The organism is Massilia polaris (genome assembly GCF_012927275.1).
GTDB classification, from domain to species: Bacteria; Pseudomonadota; Gammaproteobacteria; order Burkholderiales; family Burkholderiaceae_D; genus Telluria_A; species Telluria_A polaris.
On sequence record NZ_JABBGG010000009.1, the window covers coordinates 76,862 to 95,759 of the forward strand.

17 protein-coding genes and 1 other RNA gene are annotated in these 18,898 nt (G+C 64.8%); 17 read left to right on the top strand and 1 reads right to left on the bottom strand.

Annotation, left to right across the window (positions count from 1 at the left end):
• The first annotated feature begins 123 nt into the window (after positions 1–123).
• Genes HHL21_RS16030 through HHL21_RS16065 form a run of 8 tightly spaced genes read left to right on the top strand, consistent with a single transcriptional unit; the run spans position 124 to position 6,934 of the window.
• Complete coding sequence (locus tag HHL21_RS16030; protein ID WP_169467652.1) at positions 124–1,413, top strand: NAD(P)/FAD-dependent oxidoreductase; 1,290 nt, start codon at positions 124–126, stop codon at positions 1,411–1,413.
• Positions 1,400–2,185 (top strand): DUF1365 domain-containing protein, encoded by a 786-nt coding sequence (locus tag HHL21_RS16035; RefSeq protein WP_169467655.1) that lies wholly within the window; start codon positions 1,400–1,402, stop codon positions 2,183–2,185. The genes HHL21_RS16030 and HHL21_RS16035 overlap by 14 nt, the downstream gene beginning before the upstream one ends.
• Positions 2,182–3,417 carry an SAM-dependent methyltransferase gene (locus tag HHL21_RS16040; protein ID WP_169467657.1) on the top strand — a complete coding sequence of 412 codons (1,236 nt, stop codon included), beginning with the start codon at positions 2,182–2,184 and terminating at the stop codon, positions 3,415–3,417. The genes HHL21_RS16035 and HHL21_RS16040 overlap by 4 nt, the downstream gene beginning before the upstream one ends.
• A 1-nt stretch (position 3,418) precedes the next feature.
• Complete coding sequence (locus HHL21_RS16045; protein ID WP_169467659.1) at positions 3,419–3,949, top strand: chalcone isomerase family protein; 531 nt, start codon at positions 3,419–3,421, stop codon at positions 3,947–3,949.
• On the top strand, positions 3,946–5,181 hold the full coding sequence (locus HHL21_RS16050) for an MFS transporter (RefSeq protein WP_169467661.1): 1,236 nt from the start codon (positions 3,946–3,948) through the stop codon (positions 5,179–5,181). The genes HHL21_RS16045 and HHL21_RS16050 overlap by 4 nt, the downstream gene beginning before the upstream one ends.
• Positions 5,182–5,202: 21 nt before the next feature.
• Positions 5,203–5,739, top strand: a complete 537-nt coding sequence (locus HHL21_RS16055) for a DUF3833 domain-containing protein (RefSeq protein ID WP_169467663.1) — start codon at positions 5,203–5,205, stop codon at positions 5,737–5,739.
• Positions 5,736–6,503 carry an SDR family NAD(P)-dependent oxidoreductase gene (locus tag HHL21_RS16060; RefSeq protein ID WP_169467665.1) on the top strand — a complete coding sequence of 256 codons (768 nt, stop codon included), beginning with the start codon at positions 5,736–5,738 and terminating at the stop codon, positions 6,501–6,503. Before HHL21_RS16055 ends, HHL21_RS16060 begins: the two co-directional genes overlap by 4 nt.
• Positions 6,500–6,934: a nuclear transport factor 2 family protein gene (locus HHL21_RS16065; RefSeq protein ID WP_169467667.1), complete on the top strand. Its 435-nt coding sequence runs from the start codon at positions 6,500–6,502 to the stop codon at positions 6,932–6,934. The genes HHL21_RS16060 and HHL21_RS16065 overlap by 4 nt, the downstream gene beginning before the upstream one ends.
• Before the next feature lie 59 nt (positions 6,935–6,993).
• On the opposite strand, the gene HHL21_RS16070 is transcribed toward HHL21_RS16065, so the two are convergent.
• Positions 6,994–8,697 (bottom strand): thiamine pyrophosphate-binding protein, encoded by a 1,704-nt coding sequence (locus HHL21_RS16070; protein WP_169467668.1) that lies wholly within the window; start codon positions 8,695–8,697, stop codon positions 6,994–6,996.
• A gap of 284 nt (positions 8,698–8,981) precedes the next feature.
• Between HHL21_RS16070 and rnpB the strand changes: the two genes are divergently transcribed.
• The 9 genes from rnpB to mraY all read left to right on the top strand — a co-directional run bounded on the left by rnpB (position 8,982) and on the right by mraY (position 18,898).
• Positions 8,982–9,333: RNase P RNA component class A (gene rnpB, locus HHL21_RS16075), an RNA gene on the top strand.
• Between the two features lie 51 nt (positions 9,334–9,384).
• Positions 9,385–10,866 (top strand): glycerol kinase GlpK, encoded by a 1,482-nt coding sequence (gene glpK, locus HHL21_RS16080; protein WP_169467670.1) that lies wholly within the window; start codon positions 9,385–9,387, stop codon positions 10,864–10,866.
• A 481-nt stretch (positions 10,867–11,347) separates the two neighbouring features.
• Positions 11,348–11,776 carry a division/cell wall cluster transcriptional repressor MraZ gene (gene mraZ / locus HHL21_RS16085; RefSeq protein ID WP_169467672.1) on the top strand — a complete coding sequence of 143 codons (429 nt, stop codon included), beginning with the start codon at positions 11,348–11,350 and terminating at the stop codon, positions 11,774–11,776.
• A 12-nt stretch (positions 11,777–11,788) separates the two neighbouring features.
• A complete protein-coding gene (gene rsmH / locus HHL21_RS16090; protein ID WP_169467674.1) occupies positions 11,789–12,754 on the top strand; it encodes a 16S rRNA (cytosine(1402)-N(4))-methyltransferase RsmH in 966 nt (321 codons plus the stop codon).
• Positions 12,751–13,023, top strand: a complete 273-nt coding sequence (gene ftsL / locus HHL21_RS16095; RefSeq protein WP_169467676.1) for a cell division protein FtsL — start codon at positions 12,751–12,753, stop codon at positions 13,021–13,023. The genes rsmH and ftsL overlap by 4 nt, the downstream gene beginning before the upstream one ends.
• Positions 13,020–14,795, top strand: a complete 1,776-nt coding sequence (locus HHL21_RS16100) for a peptidoglycan D,D-transpeptidase FtsI family protein (protein ID WP_169467678.1) — start codon at positions 13,020–13,022, stop codon at positions 14,793–14,795. Before ftsL ends, HHL21_RS16100 begins: the two co-directional genes overlap by 4 nt.
• 11 nt (positions 14,796–14,806) lie before the next feature.
• Positions 14,807–16,333, top strand: coding sequence for a UDP-N-acetylmuramoyl-L-alanyl-D-glutamate--2,6-diaminopimelate ligase (locus tag HHL21_RS16105; RefSeq protein WP_169467887.1), 1,527 nt, complete (start codon positions 14,807–14,809; stop codon positions 16,331–16,333).
• Complete coding sequence (locus HHL21_RS16110; RefSeq protein WP_169467680.1) at positions 16,333–17,727, top strand: UDP-N-acetylmuramoyl-tripeptide--D-alanyl-D-alanine ligase; 1,395 nt, start codon at positions 16,333–16,335, stop codon at positions 17,725–17,727. Before HHL21_RS16105 ends, HHL21_RS16110 begins: the two co-directional genes overlap by 1 nt.
• A 1-nt stretch (position 17,728) precedes the next feature.
• A complete protein-coding gene (mraY, locus tag HHL21_RS16115; RefSeq protein WP_169467682.1) occupies positions 17,729–18,898 on the top strand; it encodes a phospho-N-acetylmuramoyl-pentapeptide-transferase in 1,170 nt (389 codons plus the stop codon).

Below are 18,898 nucleotides of genomic sequence, written 5' to 3' on the forward strand. Positions count from 1 at the left end.
GAAACTCAATGCAAAGGCGCGAAATAGCTGTCTAGGACAAATAATTGACAATCGCACTTATATTGTGGATTATTCACATTGTAGAGGATTTGTCTTGGACAAAATTAAGGTGCTGGGAAGAACATGAAAACTGCAGTCATCGGCGCCGGCATCTCCGGCCTGTCGAGCGCTTACAGGCTGGTCCAGGCGGGCGCCGACGTCACGCTGTTCGAAGCCGGGAGCTACTTTGGGGGACATAGCAATACGGTGGATGCCGACGTCGATGGTGTCCGTTTCGGCGTCGACACGGGCTTCCTGGTGTTCAACGAACGCACTTATCCGGAGCTGATCGGGCTGTTTGCCGAACTCGGCGTCGAAAGCGTCGCCAGCGACATGTCGTTTTCGGTCAAGCTGCCGCTGCCGGGCCGCACGCTCGAATGGGCCGGCAGTAATCTCGGCACCGTGTTTGCCCAGCGCGGCAACCTGTTCAATCCGCGCTTCCTGCGCATGGTGCGCGACATCCTGCGCTTTAACAAGGAAGCCACCGCGCTGGCCGCCGGCGGTGACGCGATGCCGGCGCAGTCGCTGGGCCAGTTCCTTGATGAACGCCGCTACAGCACCGAGTTCCGCTACTGGTACCTGCTGCCGATGGCCGCCTGCATCTGGTCCTGTCCCGCAGGTCAGATGCTGGCCTTCCCGGCCGCGACGTTTATCCGATTCTGTCACAACCACGGCCTGCTGCAGGTGAGCGACCGTCCGCAATGGCGCACGGTGCGCGGCGGTTCGCGCGTGTATGTGGACAAGCTGCTGGCCGCGATCCCGTCGCGCCGCCTTGACATGCCCGTGCAGTCGGTGACGCGCGCGGCGCATGGCGGTGCGCGCTCGGTGCGGGTCGAAACGGCCGCCGGCGCCGAGCAGTTCGACCAGGTCGTGCTGGCGTGCCACAGCGACCAGACGCTGGCGCTGCTGGGCGATGCGCGGGCCGATGAACGCGCCGTCCTCGGCGCCATCGGCTACCAGCCGAACCGCGCGGTGCTGCATACCGATGCCAGCTGCCTGCCCGCGAAGCGCCGCGCGTGGTCTGCCTGGAATTACCAGAGCACGGCGTCCGCCAGTCCACAGGTGTGCGTGCACTACCTGATCAACAAGCTCCAGCCGCTGCCATGCACGACGCCGGTGATCGTCTCGCTGAACCCGATCGACGAGCCGGACCCGCGCCTGGTGCTGGGCGAATTCGATTACGCCCACCCCGTGTTCGATGCCGCTGCGGTGGCGGCGCAGGGGCGACTTCCCGCGCTACAAGGCGTGCAGGGCACCTGGTTCGCCGGCGCGTGGACCGGCTACGGATTCCACGAAGACGGACTCAAGTCGGGACTGTCGGTGGCGGCGGCGCTGGCGGCGCGCATGTCGGGGCAGGGCAATGCAGCCGCCTGACGCCCCAGTGCCGCAGCTGTGTTTCGGCCAGGTGCGTCACCGGCGCCTTCGGCCGCGAGCGAACGCGTTCGCCTACGCCAGCTACTACCTGCGCCTTCCGATTCGCACGCTGGGTGCGCAGGGCTTCGGCTGCAAGCTCGTAACGCGCAACCGCTTCAACCTGCTGTCGTTCTTCGACGCCGACCATGGCAACGGCGAGCGTCCGCTGGTCGAATGGATCGACGCGCTGCTTGAATCCGAAGGCGTGCACGATGCCGATGGCGAGATCTGGCTGCAGGCGATGCCGCGGGTGCTGGGGTTTGCGTTCAACCCGGTGTCGTTCTGGTACTGCCACCAGGCCGGCGGCGCCCTGCGCGCGGTGCTGTGCGACGTGCGCAACACCTTCGGCGAGCGCCACTTCTACCTGCTCGATAACGGCGCCGCGATTGCAAACGGCAGCGAGCTGTGTGCCCGCAAAGTGTTCCACGTGTCGCCGTTCTGCCGCGTCGAAGGCGGCTACCGCTTCCGCTTTTTGCGTGCGGTTCGCGACGACGGTGAACACACGCTGGCATGCATCGATTACGACGACGCCGACGGCCTGCTGCTGCAAACAAGCCTGTCGGGACTCGCCACCCGCCTGTCCGACGCCAGCGCGGCACGGGCGTTTTTCGGTTTTCCCCTCATGACCTTCGGCGTCGTTGCGCGCATCCACTTGCAGGCCTTGCGTCTGTGGCTGCGCCGCGTGCCTTTCCATTCCAAACCCGCTCCTCCTGAACAAAAGGTTAGCCGATGAATTCCGATTTCATGCCGTCCACGGCCCCGGTCGCCGTGCCCGCGCGCGCCCGCAAGCAGCCCGTCCCAACATCGGCGCGTATGGTCCTGCGCCTGCTGGAGAAAATCCAGCACGGCACGCTGCAGCTTCGCACGCCAGCCGGCCAGCACCTTGTGTTCGGCGCCGGCGGCGTGCCGGTCACGCTGGAACTGAACAACTGGAGCGTGTTCGCAGCGGCCCTGCGCTCCGGCGATATCGGTTTTGCCGAGTCGTACATCGCAGGCGGCTGGCACACCAGCAGCCTTACCGGCCTGCTGGAACTGCTGGCGAAGAACCGTGACCAGGTCGAATCGGCGCTGTACGGCAGCTGGTGGGGACGGCTGGCCTACCGCGCCCGCCACCTGCTGAACCGGAACAGCCGCGCCGGTAGCCGCAAGAACATCCACGCCCACTACGATATCGGCAACGCGTTCTACAAGCTGTGGCTCGACCCGTCGATGACGTATTCGAGCGCGCGCTTCACCGCCGCCAGCGGCGACGACCTGGCACTGGCCCAGGCCGAAAAATACCGCGGCGTGCTTGGCCAGCTGCGGCTCGATCCCGGCCAGCGGGTGCTCGAAATCGGCTGCGGGTGGGGCGGGTTTGCCGAAGTCGCCGCGCGCGAGGCGGGCGTGCACGTCACCGGCCTGACCTTGTCGGAGCAGCAGCTGGCCTACGCCACCCAGCGGATGCAAGATGCCGGCCTCGCGCACATGGCGGACCTGAAACTGTGCGACTACCGCGACAGCGACGGCCAATACGACGCCATCGCCTCGATCGAAATGTTCGAAGCGGTGGGCGAGGCTTACTGGCCGAGCTACTTCGACTGCATCGCCCGCAACCTCAAACGCGGCGGCCGCGCCTGCGTGCAAACCATTGTCATCGCCGACGAACTGTTCGAACGCTACCGCAAGGGCACGGACTTTATCCAGCAGTACATCTTCCCCGGCGGGATGCTGCCGTCGCCGCAGGCCTTCACCCGCATGGCCGGGGAAAGAGGGCTAAAAGTCACCCGCGAATTCGCCTTCGGCATCGACTACGCAGATACGCTGGCGGCATGGCGCGTCGCGTTCCACGCCAACCTCGACGCCGTGCGCGCGCAGGGATTCGACGAGCGCTTTATCCGTACCTGGGACTTTTACCTGGGTTACTGCGAGGCCGCGTTCAGGGCGCACAACACCAGTGTCGTGCACTTCACGCTGGAGAAGGCCTGACATGGCGCGCCGCTTCCAGGCCGCCTTGATGGCCGCCTTGCTTGCCTTCGGCGCGGCCCACGCGGCCATGCCGAATATCGCCGCCGATGTGCCAGGCGCGCGCGTGGCCGGACAGGGCGGGTTCACCTGGTTCGGCATGAAGATCTACGATGCCAGGCTGTGGGTCGGCGACGCAGGTTATGTGCCGGACGCGCCGTTTGCGCTCGAGCTGCGCTACGCGCGCACGCTCAGCGGCGCCAGGATCGCCGAGGCAAGCGCCGGCCAGATGGAGAAAACAGGCGGCGGCACCCCCGCCCAGCGCGCCGCCTGGTTGAACCAGATGCGCGCTATCTTCCCGGACGTGAAGGAGGGTAGCAGCATCACCGGCGTGTTCCTTCCCGGAGGCGCTGTGCGCTTCCACCTGGACGGCGCGGACCTGGGTACCATCGCCGAACCGGGCTTCGCGCAGGCCTTCGCCGGCATCTGGCTCAGTCCCCGCACTACCGCGCCGCGCCTGCGCGAAGCGCTCCTCAAGGAAGCGGCGCGGCGATGAGCCGCCTGGCCATGCCCCAGCTGATGTCCTACGGCCTGCTTGGCTTGCCGCTGGCGATGGTCGCGCTACCGATTTACGTCTATCTCCCGAAGTTTTACGCCGAGCGCTCCGGATTGTCGCTGGCGCTGATCGGCGCGGCGCTGCTGGCGGCGCGCGTCGGCGCGGCCTTTCTCGACCCGCTGCTGGGGTGGTGGATCGAACGCGGGCGCGGCGCGTTTGCTCGCTTTGTCGGCATAGGCTCGCCGCTGCTGCTGGCCGGCTTCGTGGCGCTGTTCCATCCGCCCGCGCTGGAGGGCGCGAGTGCGCTGGCGTGGTTTCTCGGAACCCTGATGCTGGTGTACCTGGGCTTCGGGCTGGTGACCATCGCACACCAGAGCTGGGGCGCTGCGCTGACGCAGGCGCCGGTCGAACGCGCGCGCGTCTGCGGCGTGCGCGAAGCATTCGCGCTGGCCGGCGTGGTGCTGGCGGCCGCCGTCACCAGCGTCGCCGGATATGGCGCGCTGTCGCTCTCGTTCGCGCTGGCGCTGGGCAGTGGCGCGCTGCTGCTGATTGCCAAAGCCCCCCGTCCGGTGATGGTCACGGCCAGCGCAGGATTGCCGGGCATGAGAGCGATCGCAGCGCCGTTCGCCAACCGCCGCTTCCGGGCACTGTTCGCCATCCTGATCGTCAACGGCGTCGCCTCCGCCATCCCCGCCACGCTATTCCTGTTCTTCGCCTCCGACCGCCTCCAGCTTGGGTCGATCGCGGGCCTGTTCCTGATCCTGTACTTCGTCGCCGCCGCCTGTTCGGTAGCGCCGTGGGTGGCGGCGGCGCGCCAGGTTGGCGAAGCGCGCGCATGGGCAGGGGGCATGCTGGGGTCGGCGCTGGTGTTTGTGTGGGCTTTCGGCCTGGGGCCGGGCGATGCGATTGCCTTCGGCGCGATCTGCATCGCGTCCGGCTTCGCACTCGGCGCCGACCTTGCGCTGCCGCCCGCGCTGCTGGCCGGCGTGATCGCCAGCGCGGGCCACGCGGGCCAGCGCGAGGCGGCCTACTTCGGCGTCTGGAACTGGGGAATTCAAATCACATTGGCACTGGCGGCGGGGATCTCGCTGCCTTTGCTCGACTGGCTGGGCTATGTGCCCGGCAGCACCGCAGGCACGGGCGCTCTCGCCGCAGCCTATGCATTTCTTCCATGCGTACTGAAACTGTTCGCCGCCGCGATGCTGTGGCGCGCCCCTTTACGCGATTGCTGACCAACCCGAAAGGAATCCGACATGAGACTCTCCACTGTACTGATGGCGGCCGCTGCCGCCGTTACGCTCGCGGCATGTACCGCGCCGCAGCCATCGCAATACGCCGGCGAGAAGCCGGTGCTCGACGTGCAGTCCTATTTCAATGGCACGCTGGACGCGCACGGCATGTTCCAGGACCGTTTCGGCAAAGTGGTCAAGCGCTTCGTGGTCGTCATGCGTTGCACCTGGAACGGCGACGTCGGCACGCTCGACGAGGATTTTGTTTATTCGGACGGCACGCGCCAGAAGCGCGTCTGGACCTTGCGCAAGACCGGGCCCGCAAGCTTCACCGCGACCGCACCTGACGTTGTCGGCACAGCGGAAGGCATCGTGTCGGGCAATTCGCTGCGCTGGCGTTACGTGCTGTCGCTGCCGGTGGGCGAGCGCGTCATCGACGTCAGGATGGACGACTGGATGTTCCTGATTGACGACCGCGTGATGCTAAACCGTACCGCGATGAGCAAACTCGGTGTGGACCTCGGCAACGTCACAGTGTCGTTCACCAGGCGATTGCCGTGAACCCGCGAATTCCCGAATGGCGCGGCAAGCGGATCTGGGTGATCGGCGCATCGACCGGCATCGGACAGGCAACGGCTGAACTGCTGCACGCGCTTGGCGCCACGGTCGCCGTGTCCGCACGGAGTGCCTCGAAGTTGCAGGCAACGGCGGCCGGCATGGAGCGCGCCATCGCGGTGCCGCTGGACGTGCTTGACCATGCGAGCGTGATGGGCGCGAGCGAACGGATCATCGGCGATTGGGGCGGCATCGACCTGGTGCTGCTGGTCGCCGGAGGCTATAACGACATGCGTGCCGATGCCTTCGACCTCGACGCGGCCAATGCGCTGGTCGACCTGAACCTGCGCGGCGCGTTCAACTGCATCGACGTGGTGCTGCCGCAGCTGCTGCGGCAAGGGGCGGGCGGCATCGGCATCGTGGCGTCGGTGGCGGGCTATGGCGGCTTGCCGAAGGCGCTGGTGTACGGGCCAACCAAGGCGGCGCTGATCAATCTCTCCGAATCGCTCTACCTCGACCTGCGCCCGCGAGGCATCGCGGTGTACCAGATCAATCCCGGCTTCGTCGCGACCCCGCTCACGGCCGATAACGACTTCCCGATGCCTGCGCTGATGTCCGCCAGCGATGCGGCGCTCGCACTGGTCGACGGCCTTGAGAAAGGCCAGTTCCACATCCATTTCCCGCGCCGGTTCACCAACACGCTGCGGCTGGCGCGCCTGCTACCGTACCGCCTGTACTTCTGGCTGGTTCACAAGGTGACCGGGTTATGAACAGGTCGGCCGAACTTGAGCGCCTGGTGCGGTTTTACGAAACCATCGATGCGGCGACGCTGTTCGTACGGCTGGCCGCCATCTACGCGCCGGATGCGCACTTCAAGGATCCGTTCAACGAAGTGCAGGGGCGCGACGCCATCGAACGTATTTTTGCCCACATGTTTCATCAGGTGGTTGATCCCCGATTCACGGTGGTGACAGGAGTCCAGCAGCAAAACCAGGCATTCGTGACCTGGGAGTTTCGCTTTCGGATGAAGCGGTTCAGCATGGAAGAGCAGTGCATTCGCGGCGCCAGCCATCTTGTTTTCGACGGCGCCGGCGCGGTGCAGCTGCACCGCGACTATTGGGATGCGGCGGAAGAGCTTTACGAAAAGCTGCCGCTTCTGGGGGCGCTGATGAGAATGTTAAAGCGCGCCGCCGCGCGATAGAATATTTTCAGGCGGAACACGAGCCGGATAGCCCTGTTCCGCCAGCTTCCATTACGGTCTTACTTCGCTGCTTTCGAGGCCATGGCGTTCTCGCGGATGGTCTCGAGCGTCGCATTCGGCGTGATCAGGTTGCCGTCGTAGCGCAACTCGATCAGTGCCGGCAGGCTGGTCGCGCGGGTGTGCTCGAGCGCGCGCGCCAGGGCCGGGCCGAAGGCTTCCGTCGTGTCGACCTGTTCGCCATGCGCACCGTAGGCCCGCGCCAGCGCGGCGAAATCGGGGTTGTGCAGTTCGGTGCCCGAAACGCGCCCTGGATAATCGCGCTCCTGGTGCATGCGGATCGTGCCGAACATCCCGTTGTTGAAGACGATGATGACCACGCCCGCCTTGTACTGCACCGCGGTGGCCAGCTCCTGCCCGTTCATCATGAACTCGCCGTCGCCCGCGAAGGTGACCACGGTGCGTTCCGGGTTGACGATTTTTGCGGCCACGCCGGACGGCACGCCGTAGCCCATCGCGCCGTTGGTCGGCGCCAGCTGCGTGCGCATGCCGCCGTAGCGGTAGAAGCGGTGTGCCCACGACGCGTAATTGCCCGCGCCGTTGGTGATGAAGGTGTCGTGCGGGACGGCCTTCATCAGGTCCTGCACCACCTGCCACAAATCCAGCGGCGCCTTGCCGTCCTTGAAGATCGGCGGCTGCTGCTGGTATGCCGCCAGTTCGGCCTTTGCTTCGGCGACGCTGGCGCTCCATGCGCTCGCATCGACGGGCGCCATCGCGGCCAGCATGGCGCATGCCTGCGGCGCGCCGCTGTTGATCATCAGGTCGGCCTGGAACACGCTGCCCAGCTCCTCGGCGTCGCAATGGAAGTGCACCAGCTTTTGCTGCGGCACCGGCGACGACAGCAGCGTGTAGCCGCCGGTCGTCATTTCGCCAAGGCGCGGGCCGATGGCGATGACCAGGTCCGCGTTCTTCACGCGCGCGGCCAGTTTCGGATTGATGCCGATGCCGACATCGCCGATGTAGTTCGGGTGCTCGTTATCGAGCAGGTCCTGGAAGCGGAAGGTGCAGCCCACTGGCAGCGAATTGGCTTCGACGAAGCTGCGCACGTCGGCGCAAGCCTGGGCGTTCCAGGTGGCGCCGCCAAGCAGCACCACCGGGCGCTTCGCTTCGGCCAGCATGCCGCGCAAGGTGTCGATCTGGGCTGCGGAAGGGGAGGCTTGCACCGGCTGGTAGCGGCGCGTGTCGGCCACGCTGGCCGTCTCGATCAGCATGTCTTCAGGCAGGGCCAATACCACTGGGCCCGGACGGCCGCTGGTGGCGACCTGGAAGGCGCGCGCGATGTATTCGGGGATGCGGTCGGCGCGGTCGATCTGCGTGACCCACTTCGCCATCTGGCCGTACATGCGGCGGTAGTCGATTTCCTGGAACGCCTCGCGATCCATGAAGTCGCCGCCGACCTGGCCGATGAACAGGATCATCGGGGTCGAGTCCTGGTAGGCGGTATGGACGCCGATCGACGCGTTGGTCGCGCCCGGGCCGCGCGTGACGAAGCAGATGCCCGGCTGGCCCGTCATCTTCCCGTAAGCCTCGGCCATGAACGCGGCGCCGCCTTCCTGGCGGTTGATGATGAAGCGAATGCTCGAATCATGCAGCGCGTCGAGGACGTCGAGATAGCTCTCGCCGGGCACGCCGAAGGCGGTGTCCACGCCGTGGATCTTGAGCGCATCGACCAGGATCTGGCCGCCGGTACGGGAAGGGTGCGTCATGTTCTTGCCTCTAAGTTTAGGTATGCCTCATTCTATGCGAGCCTCGCGCGACCGGGCTTTTGAAATAACGACACCAAATTTAAGAATCGGAACGTCGCTGCCGTTGCCGGCGAGGGGCAAGAGCCGGTGCCCACCTGTTACAGGTCAACTTTGGGGTCAGGTCTGTCATTCGGACACGGGCGCAGCCGTAGTGCGGCGCACTACGGCTGCGCCCGTGTCCGAATGACAGACCTGACCCCCACGAAGAGAGTCCAGCGGCGACCACCTGTTACAATACGCCCCGTGAAGCAGGCCAAGGCAGCCGCTGGCTGGCGTGTAATGCGTCGGCGGGAGGAAGGTCCGGACTCCATAGAGCAGGGTGACGGTTAACGGCCGTCCGCTGAAAGCTTCCCGCGCAAGCGGGGGTATAAGGCGAGGAATAGGGCCACAGAGACGAGCGTATTAAGTTACGGTGAAACGCGGTAACCTCCACCTGGAGCAATTCCAAATAGGCACGCGTTGATGTTGCTCGCGGAGCGTGCGGGTAGGAAGCTTGAGCGCCGGAGTAATTCGGCGCCTAGAGGAATGGCTGTCATAGCGAACGTTCGCAAGGGCGTTCGCCGTATACAGAATCCGGCCTATCGGCCTGCTTTACACTAATTCTTACGGCCCAGGCAGACCTGCGGGCCACGCGCCGGGGCCTGATTGATGACTCAATACATCCTCGCCCTCGACCAGGGCACCACCAGTTCCCGCGCCATCCTGTTCGACCGCGAAGGCCGCATCCGCGGCGCCGCGCAGCAGGAATATCCCCAGCACTTTCCCCAGCCCGGATGGGTCGAACACGACCCGCGCGATATCTGGAACAGTCAGCTGAAGGTGGCGCGCGAAGTGCTGCGCGCAAGCCACGTCGCGCATGCGCAGGTCGCCGCCATCGGCATCGCCAACCAGCGCGAGACCACCATCGTCTGGGACCGCAAGTCGGGCGAGCCGGTGGCGAACGCCATCGTGTGGCAGGACCGGCGCACCGCCGGCGAATGCGACCGCCTTCGTGCCGAAGGCGTGGCCGAACGCATCGGCCAGCGTACAGGGCTTGAACTTGACGCCTATTTCTCGGCCAGTAAACTGGCGTGGCTGCTCGAACATGTGCCGGGAGTGCGGTCGCGCGCCGACCGTGGCGAGCTGGCGTTCGGCACCGTCGACAGCTGGCTGGTGTTCAAGCTGTGCGGGCGCCACGTCACGGACGCCAGCAATGCGTCGCGCACGATGCTGTTTAATATCCACGAGATGAAATGGGATCAGGAGCTGCTGGACCTGTTCGGCATTCCTGCATCGATGCTGCCCGACGTGGTTGAAAGCGCGGGAGAGGCGGGGACCGCGTCGAGCGAGTGGTTCGGCGGCCCGATCCCGATTACCGGCATCGCCGGCGACCAGCAGGCGGCGATGTTCGGGCAGGCTTGCCACCGTCCGGGCATGGTCAAGAACACCTACGGCACCGGTTGCTTCATGCTGATGCACGCCGGGCAGCGTCCGGCGGTGTCGCACAACCGGCTGCTGTCGACAGTCGGATGGAGCGTGGGCGGGACCACCGACTACCTGATCGAAGGCAGCGTGTTCATGGGCGGCGCGACGGTGCAGTGGCTGCGCGACGGGCTTGGCATCATCCGCGAGTCGCATGAGGTCGAGGCGCTGGCTGCCAGTGTCCCCGATAACGGCGGCGTGTTTTTGGTGCCAGCGTTCGCGGGGCTGGGTGCGCCGCACTGGGACCCGTATGCGCGCGGCACGCTGGTCGGGATGACGCGCGGGACCAACAAGGGCCACATCGCGCGCGCGGCAGTGGAGGCGATCGCGTACCAGAGCGCGGAGCTGCTTGCGGCGATGTGCAGGGATGCGTCGGTGCCGGTCGCCGAAGTGCGCGCCGATGGCGGCGCTGCAAGGAATGACCTGCTGATGCAGTTCCAGGCCGATTTGCTCGGCGTGCCGGTGGTGCGGCCGCGCGTGACCGAAACCACGGCGCTTGGCGCCGCCTACCTGGCCGGGCTGGCGGTGGGATTCTGGGCGTCGCAGGAAGAGATTGCGGCGCAGTGGCAGGCCGAGCGCAGGTTCGAGCCGTCGATCGGCGCCGATGAGCGGCGCGGCTTGATGGCGCGCTGGGATGAGGCGGTGGCAAGGTCGAAGGGCTGGGCCTAGTCAACGCGGTGGATGCGCCCGTCGGACTTATCCACCCTGCAAAGACGTCCCATGCGGCGCCACGTGCGAAGCGCGTCCGCCTGCTCGCCATCCAATCTATCCACCAAACTTAACTCCCCATCGCGCGGGACACCCGTCTCCCCTCAATCTCCCGTTGTTGCTAAAAAACAAGCACGTATTTATTTTATGTTAGCTCAAGCAGGCAAAAATCGCTGCTTTATAGATGAAGTAGCACATTCAATGTCTTTTCTAAGTGCCTGTTTTATGGCACATTTTCCCGCGACGCCGCTTCAACGAAGTGCGCTAAGTCATTGACTTCATTAGAAAATTTCCCATTTTCGATACGGAAACCGCTTGACCCACTCAATTGCTTACTCTAAAGTGGGTAACAGTGTGAAAAAGTGTAGTTTTGTGGGAGATTTTGAGGCTTCCCAGGCTAAAAAAGCAGTTATATAAAATCAATCCAGACCCAGGCTAAAACGTGTTTCAAGGCGCGTCCGCAATCAACCTCGATGCCAAAGGCAGGATGTCAATCCCGGCCAAGCATCGTGACGCACTCGCAGTCCAGTGCGAAGGACGGCTCACGCTCACCAAACACCCGCACGGCTGCCTGCTGTTCTTCCCGCGCCCGGTCTGGGAATCGCACCGCGACCAGATCGCCGCATGGCCGATGTCGGCACGCGCCTGGCAGCGGATTTTCCTCGGTAATGCCTGCGATGTCGAGTTGGATTCGGCAGGCCGCATCCTGATTTCGCCGGAACTGCGCCAGGCCGTCGGCCTGGCGCGCGACGTGATGCTGCTCGGTATGGGCACCCACTTCGAGATCTGGGACGCCGCCAAGCTGTCCGAAAACGAGCAGGAAGCCGTCGCCGGCGGCATGCCCGACGTTCTCTCCAATTTTTCTTTCTAAAGGCGCCAGCGAATGACTACAGTAGCGGCGCCTGAGTTCCAGCACCGGACGGTGCTGCTCAACGAAGCGGTCGATGCGCTCAACATCGATGGCGTGCGCGCCGACGGCGTCTATATAGATGGTACGTTCGGCCGCGGCGGCCATAGCCGCCTGATCCTGTCGAAGCTGGGGCCGAACGGCCGCCTGTTCGGCTTCGACAAGGACCTGCAGGCGATCGCCACCGCCAACCAGATCCTTGACCCCCGTTTCGAGATCGTGCACGACAGTTTCGCCACCATGAAAAGCGCGCTGCAGGAACGCGGCGTCAGCCATGTGGACGGCATCCTGCTCGACCTGGGCATCTCTTCGCCGCAGGTCGACGACGCCGCGCGCGGCTTCAGTTTTCAAAAAGACGGGCCGCTCGACATGCGCATGGATACCACGCGCGGCGTCTCGGCGGCCGAGTGGCTGGCCACGGCAACCGAACAACAACTGGAAAAGGTAGTGCGCGATTATGGGGAAGAACGGTTTGCTTTTCAGATTGCAAAGGCGATTGTTGCTGGCCGGGCAGTCGTACCAATTTCAACCACACGACAGCTTGCCGGTATCGTGGCAAACGCGGTCAAGACCCGCGAAAAGGGCAAGGATCCGGCCACCCGTACCTTTCAGGCTATCCGGATTTTCGTCAATAAAGAGCTTGAAGATCTCGAGACAGGCCTGAGCGAAGCGTACGCGCTGCTCGCGCCTGGCGCGCGCCTCTCGGTCATCAGCTTCCATTCGCTGGAAGACCGCATGGTCAAGCAGTTCCTGGCCAGTAAAGCCAAGGTCGCGCAGCCGGACCGCCGCCTGCCGATCCGCGCCGTCGACCTGCCGCAGCCTTTGATGAAGCTGATCGCCAAGATCAAGCCGTCCGACGAGGAAGTAAAAGCCAACCCGCGCTCGCGCTCGGCCGTCCTGCGCGTGGCCGAACGCCTGCCCTATGCGGGAGCCGCCGCGTGAGCTTCAAGATCAACATCTTCTTCGCGGCCCTGCTGGTGACCTGCGCGCTGGCGCTGGTGAACTCGCAGTACAAGGCGCGCAACCTGTTCATCGAACTGGAAAAGCTGGAGCAGCAGTCGCGCCAGCTCGACATCGACTGGGCCCAGCTCCAGCTGGACCAGTCCACGCTCGGCAAGAACGCGCGCATCGAGCAGATCGCGCGCACTGAGCTGAACATGGCGCCGCTGTCCCCGGCACGTACGCAGTACCTCACGGAAGGCGCCAAATGAAGCGCGGCGGCAATGGCGTGAACTCGCGGGTCGCCGCCTCGAAAGGGATGTCGTTCTCGAAAAGCCCGGTGCTGGCGGTCAGCCTGCCGACCTGGCGTTCGCGCGTCGTGCTGTTCGTGCTGTTCGCCGCATTCGCGGCGCTCGCCGTGCGCGCGATATGGCTGCAGGGGATGTCCAACGAGTTCCTGCAAAAGCAGGGCAAGAGCCGCTACGAGCGCACCATCGAACTGCCGGCCACGCGCGGCAAGATCATGGACCGCAACGGCCAGGTGCTGGCGTCGTCGCTGCCGGTCAAGGCGGTGTGGGCGATTCCTGAAGACGTGCTTAAGTCTTCTCCTGAAAAGCTGGCCGAACTGGCGCGGCTGCTGGAAATGAGCAATGCCGAACTGCGCAAGAAGCTCAATTCGGACCGCACCTTCGTCTACCTGAAGCGCCAGGTCGAGATGGACGTGATCGCGAAAATCGACAAGCTCGAAATCGCCGGACTCGACACCCGCAAGGAATACAAGCGCTTCTACCCGCAGGGCGAAGTAATGACCCACGTGGTCGGCTTCACCAACGTCGAAGACACCGGCCAGGAAAGCATGGAGCTGGCGCAGCAGAAGACGCTGCAGGGCGCCACCGGCAGCCGCCGCGTCATCAAGGACCGCCTGGGCCGCATCGTCGAAGACGTCGGCCTGTCAAAGCAGCCGCATGACGGCAAGGACCTGACCCTGTCGGTCGACAGCAAGCTGCAGTACATCGCCTTCTCCAGCATCAAGGAAGCGGTCGAAAAGTTCAACGCCAAGGCCGGTGCGGCCGTGGTGCTGGACGTGAAGACCGGCGAAGTGCTGGCGCTGGCCAACTACCCGACCTACAACCCGAACGACCGCCGCGTGCTCACCGGCGAGCAGCTGCGCAACCGCGTGGTCACCGATACCTTCGAGCCGGGTTCAACGCTCAAGCCGTTCACGGTGGCGCTGGCGCTGGACACCAAGCGCGTCACGCCGGATACGATGTACGAAACCGCGCCGGGCTACATGGTCATCGGCGACCGCCGCGTGCGCGACATGCACACCTATGGCACGCTATCGGTCAGCAAGATCATCCAGAAGTCGTCCAACATCGGCATGGCCAAGATTGCACTGCCGATCCCGCCGCAGGAGATGTGGGAGATCTTTACCAAGTCCGGTTTCGGCCAGCAGCCTAAGTTCGGTTTCCCTGGCGCCGTGGCAGGCCGCGTGCGCCCGTACAAATCATGGAAGCCGATCGAGCAGGCCAACATGGCCTTCGGTCACGGCATTTCGGTCTCGCTGCTGCAGCTGGCGCGTTCGTACATGATCTTCGCGCGCGACGGCGACATCATTCCGCTGTCGTTCCAGAAGGTCACCGAGCCGCCCGTCGGCCAGCAGGTCATTTCGCCGCAGACCGCGCGCCAGATGCGCACCATGCTTGAAAGTGTCGTGGGCCCTGAAGGCACCGCGTCCAAGGCGCAGGTGCCTGGCTACCGCGTCGGCGGCAAGACCGGTACCGCGCAAAAGCTGATCAACGGCCGCTATTCGAACAACCGCAACGTCGGCTCCTTCGTGGGCATCGCGCCGATGTCGAATCCGCGCTTCATCATCGCCGTCATGCTCGACGATGTAAGCGGCGTGTACCGCACCGGCGGCTGGGTCGCCGCACCGACCTTCGCAGCGCTGGCGGCCAATGCCCTGCGCGCGGCCAACGTGGCGCCCGATTCGACCGTCACCGACATCATCATTCCTGAAAACCCGCTGGAGGACAGCCTGTGACCCCGGTTAGCATGCAGGATATCTGCCAGTGGATCCGCGACACTGCGCCGAGCGCGCAGCTGGCGTCCGACTCGCGCCGCATCAAGGCTGGCGACGTGTTCTTTGCCTATAAAGGCGAGGGCGGCGACGGCCGCGACTTCATCTATGCCGCCGTCGAACAGGGCGCTGCCGCGGTGGTTTTCGAAGCCACCGACTTCGCCTGGGACAGCGCACTCGATGTGCCGCACCTGGCGGTCGAACACCTGAAGCGCCACGCCGGCGAGATCGCGCACACGTTCCATGGCATGCCCGACGCGCAGATGTTCACCGTCGGCGTCACCGGCACCAATGGCAAAACGTCATGCGCGGTCTGGCTCGGCCAGGCCATGTCGCGCCTCGGCAGCCCGACCGCCGTCATCGGCACCCTCGGCGTTGGCCTGTTCAGCGGCCGCGGCGAACCTGTATACGACGTCACCGGCTACACGACACCGGATGCGGTGCTGCTCGCAGGAAAGCTTGCGCAAGTACGCCAAGCGGGCGCTGCATCGCTGGCGATCGAGGTATCATCGATAGGTTTGGAGCAGGGCCGCACGTCCGGCATGCATTTCGATGTCGCGTTGTTTACCAACCTGACGCGCGACCACCTCGACTATCACGGCGACATGGCCAGCTACGAAGCGGCCAAGATTAAATTGTTTGAATGGCCTCACCTGAAGACCGCTGTACTTAACCTGGACGACCCAGTTGGATTGCGCCTCGTAGCGCACCTGCGCGCCAGGTTCGGCGATGCGCTGGCGCTGATCGGCTACACGCTGCGCGACGCCGTGGCGCAGCCGGAGCTCGACGGCGTCGCGATCCTGCGCGCGTCGCAGTTCCGCAGCCGCCACGCAGGCACCGACTTCCACCTCGAATCCCCGTACGGCGCGGCCACCGTGAAGACCCACCTGGTCGGCCATTTCAACATCAGCAATGCGCTGGCGGTGCTTGGCGCGCTGCTGGCCAAAGGCACCGCGCTGCGCGCCGGCGTCGATGCGCTCGAAGCGCTGACCCCGGCCCCGGGCCGCATGCAGCAGCTCGGCGGCCAGGACGCGCCGATGGTCGTCATCGATTACGCCCACACCCCGGACGCGCTGGAGAAAACGCTGCAGGCGCTGCGCCAGGTAGCCGATGAACGCGGCGGCAAGCTGTGGTGCGTGTTCGGCTGCGGTGGCGACCGCGATCCGGGCAAGCGCCCGCAGATGGGCGCCATCGCGCAGATCGCGCAGCACGTGCTGGTCACCAGTGACAACCCGCGCAGCGAAGAGGCGGGCGAGATCATCGCCCAGATCGTCGCCGGCATGGACAAGGATCATCCTGAATCGACCTTCCAGGCGATCGAAGACCGCGCCGCGGCGATCCTGTCGGCCGTCAAGCAGGCGGCAAAGCAGGATGTCATCCTCGTGGCAGGCAAGGGCCACGAGCCGTACCAGGAAATCAAGGGCAAGAAGATGCCGTTTTCCGATGCCGACCACGCCGCGCTGGCATTTGCCGCGCGCGTCACCATGATGAGGACTAACTGATGCGCGGCTCACTGGCACTGATGGTCCCGTCGATCGCGGGCGCACGCATGACGCAGAACGCGACGTTCGAATCGGTCACGACCGACAGCCGCACGGCCAGCGCCGGCGAACTGTTCGTCGCGCTGCGCGGCGAGAACTTCGACGGCCACGATTTCCTCGAACAGGTCGCAGGCCGCGGCGTGGGCGCGGTTGTCGTCGAAGAGCTGCCGCCAGGCCTGAAGCTGCCAGCCATCGTGGTGCCGAATACCCTGGTGGCACTCGGCCAGATCGCCAACTTCTGGCGTGCGCGCTTCGACATTCCTGTTATCGGCGTCACCGGCAGCAACGGCAAGACCACTGTCAAGGAAATGATCGCGGCCATCCTCGCGCAAGCACACGGCGAAGACGGCCGCCTCGCCACGCGCGGCAACCTGAATAACGAAATCGGTGTTCCGCTCACCCTGATGCGCCTGACCGAAGCGCACCAGGCCGCCGTAGTCGAACTGGGCATGAACCATCCCGGCGAAATCGGCCGCCTGACCGCGATCGCCGCGCCGACCATCGGCCTGGTGAACAACGCGCAGCGCGAGCACCAGGAATTCATGCACACCGTCGAAGCGGTAGCGCAGGAAAACGGCGCCGTCATCGCTGGCCTGCCCGCCAACGGCGTGGCCGTGTTCCCGGCCGACGACACCTACACCGACCTGTGGCTTAGCCTCGCGCAGGCGCGCGGCCAGCGCAAGGTCATCACCTTCGGCCTGAATAACGCCGCCAACGTCAGCTGCGCGCACCGCACGTCCGGCGCGGGCAGCGAACTCGATGTCACCGTGGCCGGCACCGGCAAGGAAGACGGCACCTTCAGCGTGCAGCTGGCCGCCTTCGGCATGCACAACGTGCGCAACGCGCTCGCTTCGATCGCCTGCGCGGTTGCAGCCGGCATCGGCCGCGACGCCATCGTGCGCGGCCTCGAGGCCTTCGCGCCGGTCAGCGGCCGCCTGCAGCGAAAGCAGGCCGTATGCGGCGCCACCGTCATCGACGACACCTACAACGCCAATCCGGATTCCGTGCGCGCCGCCATCGACGTGCTGGCCGAAGCAGCCGCGCCGCGCATCCTGGTGCTGGGCGACATGGGCGAAGTCGGCACGCAGGGACGCGAGTTCCACGAAGAGATCGCCGCCTACGCGGCCAGCCGCGGCATCGCGACGGTACTGGCGACGGGCGAGCTGGCGCGTCACATGACGACCGCCGGCGCACAACATTTTGAGCAGTTTGACGAGTTATTGGCAGCACTGGGCGCAAAGCTGGGCACCAAATCTGACGCAACTGTGTTGGTGAAGGGCTCGCGTTTCATGGAGATGGAACGCGTGGTTCAGCACCTTCTTGGACAACACAACACTGGCAAGGAAGCCCACTAATATGCTGCTCTGGCTCGCACAAATGTTCCAGGACGAATTCGGTCCGCTGCGCGTTTTCAACTTCATCACTTTCCGTGCGGTGTTCGCCACCATCACGGCGGTGCTGATCGGTTTGTTCGCCGGCCCGGCTGTCATCCGCAAGCTGGTCGAATTGAAAGTCGGCCAGGCAGTTCGAACGAACGGTCCGCAGACGCACCTGAAAAAACACGGCACCCCGACCATGGGCGGTGTGCTGATCCTGATCGCCATCGGCGTGTCCACGCTTTTGTGGGCCGACCTGTCGAACCGCCTGATCTGGCCTGTGCTGGTGGTCACCATCGGCTATGGCGCCATCGGCTGGGTCGACGACTACCGCAAGGTGGTCTACCAGGACCCGGAAGGCATGCGCTCCGGCGAAAAGTACTTCTGGATGTCGCTGATCGGCATCGCCGCCGCGCTGTACCTGGCGTTCTCGGTGTCGGCCGCGACCCCGGCCAAGGTGTGGGAACTGTTCTTCGCGTGGGTGCAGTCGGGCTTCTCGATGGACCTGCCGCCGAAGGCCGACCTGATCGTCCCGTTCTTCAAGACCATCAGCTACCCGGTCGGCGTGTGGGGCTTCATCGCGCTGACCTACTGCGTCATCGTCGGTTCGAGCAACGCGGTCAACATCACCGACGGCCTCGATGGCCTGGCCATCATGCCGACCGTGATGGTCGGTTCGGCGCTCGGCCTGTTCGCCTACCTGACCGGCAGCGCGACCTACTCGAAATACCTGTTCATCCCGCACATTGCAGGCGCGGGCGAACTGCTGATCTTCTGCGGCGCGATGGCGGGCGCGGGCCTGGCCTTCCTGTGGTTTAACGCGCACCCGGCCCAGATGTTCATGGGCGACGTCGGCGCGCTGGCACTGGGCGGCGCGCTCGGCACCATCGCCGTCATCGTGCGCCAGGAAATCGTCCTGTTCATCATGGGCGGCATCTTCGTGGCCGAGACCATCTCGGTGATGATCCAGGTGAGCTGGTTCAAATACACCAAGAAGCGGTACGGAGTGGGGCGGCGGGTATTCCTGATGGCGCCACTGCACCACCACTTTGAACAAAAGGGCTGGAAAGAGACCCAGGTCGTGGTCCGCTTCTGGATTATCACGATGATGCTGGTCCTGATCGGCCTCTCCACACTGAAGCTGCGCTGA